Below are 3734 nucleotides of genomic sequence, written 5' to 3'. Positions count from 1 at the left end.
TGCGCGCGTTCGCGCGCGACGTCTTCGAGAGCGTCGACGTCCCCCACGCCGACGCGGAGCTCGTGGCCGACTCCCTCGTCGCCGCCGACGAGTGGGGTCACCAGTCGCACGGCGTCCTGCGGCTGCCGTGGTACCTCGAGCGACTCCGCACCGGCGCCATGCGCCCGGTCGCCGAACCCACGACCGTCGTCGACACCGGTGCGATGCTCATCCTCGATGGCCACGACGGCATGGGTCAGGTGCTCACCGAACGCGCCCGCATCGAAGCCGTGCGTCGCGCGAAGCAGCACGGCGTCGGGCTCGTGGGCGTGCGCAACTCCAACCACTTCGGCACGGCGATGTACTTCACCCGCCGCGCCGCGCACGACGGCTGCGCCGCCATCCTCACCACGAACGCCTCGCCCGCCATGGCCCCTTGGGGCGGGCGCGAGAAGCGACTCGGCACGAACCCCTGGTCGATCGCCGCCCCCTACGGCGACAAGGTCGTCGCGGTCGACATCGCGAACACCGCCGTCGCGCGCGGCAAGATCTACCTCGCGCGCCAGAAAGGCGAGCCCATTCCCGACACCTGGGCGCTCACCCCCGAGGGCGCACGCACGACGGATGCCGCTGAAGCGGTGCACGGGGTGATCCTGCCCATGGCCGGGCACAAGGGGTACGCGATCACCTTCATGATGGACGTGCTCTCGGGCGCCCTGACCGGCAGCGCCGTCGGCACCGGCGTGCACGGCCCGTACGAACCGAACGCGCGCAGCGGTGCCGGACACATGTTCATCGCCATCGACGTCGAGACCGCCGCGGATGTGGAGCACTACCGCGCCAGTGTCGCCGCGCTCGTCGACGAGGCGAAGTCGGTGCCGCTCGCGCAGGGCCATTCCGAGGTGTTCTACCCCGGCGAGCTCGAAGATCGCTCCGCCGAGGCCGTCGCAGCCGCGGGAGGACTCATCCTGCCCGAACAGACCGTGCAGGACCTCCGCCGTGTGGGAGCGGAACAGAACATCTCGCCAATCGTGTGATCTGGGCCCCCAAGACTTCCATCGAACGTGCTGTTGCAGTCCGCCCTCGAATGTCGGCGCGGAGAGGACGAAGGAGGCCTGGTTCTTCGAGAGCACGGTAGACGAGCAGGACGCCGGTCACGTCTTGTCGTTCTCCCGCGCCTCGCGCGCGGAACGCAAGCCGACTTGCTGCGCGACAGCGAGCTGTACCGGTGCCTCGTGTCGGCGCTCGACGTCCGGGGAACGTCGGAGGAGACCTCGTGCCGTGTCAACGCCCCTGCGCGGGACGGCTTCGTCGACCTAGCGTGACGCCATGACCGTCACCCGACTCCTGCTGGTCCGCCACGGCGAGAGCGAGGGCAACGTCGCCGCCTCGAGAGCGGAGCGCGAGGGCTCGCCCACGATCGACCTCGACGTCCGCGACGCCGACGTCGCCCTCTCAACGACGGGGGAGGATCAGGCGCGGACGCTGCGCACGTGGTGGGAGGGCGCGGGACGCATCGACGAATACTGGGTCTCGCCGTACCTCCGCGCGCGGCAGACCCTCGCCCTCGCGGTCGACGACACAGCGCTCTCGACCCGCACGCGCGTCGACGACCGGCTGCGCGACCGGGAGCTCGGCATCCTGGATCTGTTGACGTCACGCGGGGTGCGGGAGTTCCACCCCGAAGAGGCGGCGCGGCGGCGCCATCTCGGCAAGTACTACCACCGGCCACCCGGGGGCGAGTCGTGGGCCGATGTCGCTCTGCGACTGCGGTCGTTCCTCGGCGAGAATCTCGATCGCCCCGCCGAGACCGTGATGGTCGTCGCGCACGACGCCGTCGTGATGCTGATCCTCGCGGTGCTGCTGCCCCTCGACGAGACGGAGCTGCTGTCGTTCGCCGCCGAGAACACCGTGCGCAACGCCTCGGTGACAGAGCTCGTCCGCGGTGGGCTCGTCCGCGGTGGGCTCTTGCGTGGTGAGAAGGGGTGGCAGCTCACGACGTTCTCGTCGGTCGAGCACCTGGCCGTCGAGGGCGCCGACATCACCGTCCACTCGGGAGAAGACGATGGCCTCGAGCACTGAGAACGTCACGCTGTCGCTGCTGCGCGAGTGGGGCCTCCCTGAACCCGGCGGGTCGAAGAAGTCGCGGGGCCAGGTCGTCGTCGTGGGCGGCTCGACCCGGTCACCGGGCGGTGTCCTGCTGTCGGCCGAGGCGACGCTGCGCGTGGGCGCGGGCCGCGTGGGTCTGGCCGTCCCCGCCGACGTCGCGCCGCCGCTCGGACCGGCGATTCCGGAGGCCGGCGTCTACACGCTCCCGGCCGGATCGCAGCCGCTCGACGAGCACCTGCGTTCCGCGGTCGAGTCCGCCGATGCGGTTCTCCTCGGGCCCGGTTTCGATGATCCGGATGCCACTCGCGCGGCGCTCCTCGCCGTCGCCGACGCGGATATCGACAGGCTCGTGCTGGATGCCTTCGCGCTCGGCATCCTGCCCGATGTGGACCGCGGCATCCTGCCGGACGAACTCATCATCAACGCGAACGAAGAAGAAGCGGCGCTGCTGCTCGGGCGCGATCTGGGGGACGACCGGGTCGCCGATGTGCGCGAGATCGCCGATCGTTTCTCGGCGGTGGTGCACTGCTTCGCGACCGTGGCCACCCCGGACGGACGGGCGTGGCGAGCAGAGCCCGGGGGCTCGGGCTTGGGCACGGCCGGGAGCGGCGACGTGCTGGCGGGCGCGATCGCCGGGTTCGCCGCCCTCGGCATGGAACCGGAGCGCGCGGCAGTCTGGGGTGGCTGGACGCACGCGCGGGCGGGCGACCGGCTCACCGAACGTGTCGGCATCGGGTTCCTCGCGCGCGATCTGCTGACGGAGCTGACCGCGGTCGTCCACGACAGCTGAGCTGTCGACGGTCTTCGCCTTCATCCGGACCCGAGTCACCGCCGCTCCCCCGCGACGTTCGTCGCCGCTCAGAGCTCGAACCCGAAAGCCCGCAGGTCGAGGAACCGCCCCGGCTCCACCTCGACCGGGTGCTCCCGCTCGGTCAGGCGCCGGAACCCGAGCTTGAGGTACAGCGCATGCGCGCCGATCATCTCGGGGCCGCTGTTCATGACGACCCGCCGCGCTCCCCGAGCGCGCGCGAGATCGATGACGTGGCGGGTGAGTGCCTCGCCGACCCCGCGACCGCGCGCCGAGGGGGCCACCGCCAGCTGGCGGAAGTCGAGTTCGCCGTCGCGCGCGAGGGGTGACAGCCGTTCCCCGGGTCGCGGGACCCACACCGTGCCCACGATCTCGCCCGAGGCGTTCACGGCCACCCACACCTCGCCGTGAGCCAGGCGGCCGGCGACGTCGGCGAGCGAGGCGACGTAACTCTCGGTGAGCCCGTCGTAGCTGTGGCGGTAGGCCTCGACGGTCACGCGACCGGCCTCGGCGAGCTCGTGTGGCTCGACCGGGCGGATGGTCAGCGTCGATGGGGTCGCGGGGGTCATGGCATCCATTCTTCTCGAGGGGCGAGATCGACTTTCTCGGCAGCCTGTGGCGCGGCGACGGGGCGGGCGGCGGGGGCCGGCGCGGTGGTGGTCATGGCGTGCTCCTCGTGCGGCGGATCGGCGGTGAAGCCGGTGGGTGCCCGAAACGCTAAGCCGGGGTTCTGTCGCTCGCGAGGCTCCGTTTCACACGTCGCAACCGTCTGCCACGCTCCGCAAAGGTCCGCCTCGCGGGGTAACACGCTGGCGTCACGGGGTCGCTCGCGCTACCG

Annotated in this window: 4 protein-coding genes; 3 read left to right on the top strand and 1 reads right to left on the bottom strand. The window is 71.3% G+C overall.

The window, feature by feature from the left end; all coding sequences use genetic code 11:
* From P2P98_RS08190 to P2P98_RS08180, 3 genes are all read left to right on the top strand, one after another.
* The coding region (locus tag P2P98_RS08190; RefSeq protein ID WP_275798943.1) for an Ldh family oxidoreductase at positions 1-1016 on the top strand (1016 nt) is incomplete at its 5' end.
* Between the two features lie 292 nt (positions 1017-1308).
* Positions 1309-2061, top strand: a complete 753-nt coding sequence (locus P2P98_RS08185) for a histidine phosphatase family protein (protein WP_275798941.1) — start codon at positions 1309-1311, stop codon at positions 2059-2061.
* Complete coding sequence (locus P2P98_RS08180; protein ID WP_275798938.1) at positions 2045-2878, top strand: ADP/ATP-dependent (S)-NAD(P)H-hydrate dehydratase; 834 nt, start codon at positions 2045-2047, stop codon at positions 2876-2878. Before P2P98_RS08185 ends, P2P98_RS08180 begins: the two co-directional genes overlap by 17 nt.
* A gap of 68 nt (positions 2879-2946) precedes the next feature.
* Here the strand turns inward: P2P98_RS08180 and P2P98_RS08175 are convergent, their stop codons facing one another.
* Positions 2947-3465 carry a GNAT family N-acetyltransferase gene (locus P2P98_RS08175; protein WP_275798935.1) on the bottom strand — a complete coding sequence of 173 codons (519 nt, stop codon included), beginning with the start codon at positions 3463-3465 and terminating at the stop codon, positions 2947-2949.
* Positions 3466-3734 lie beyond the last annotated feature (269 nt).

It is taken from the genome of Microbacterium sp. Kw_RZR3 (genome assembly GCF_029222405.1).
Lineage (GTDB): Bacteria > Actinomycetota > Actinomycetes > Actinomycetales > Microbacteriaceae > Microbacterium.
Note: the sequence above shows the minus strand (reverse complement) of the source record. Positions and strands in the feature narration are given on the sequence as shown.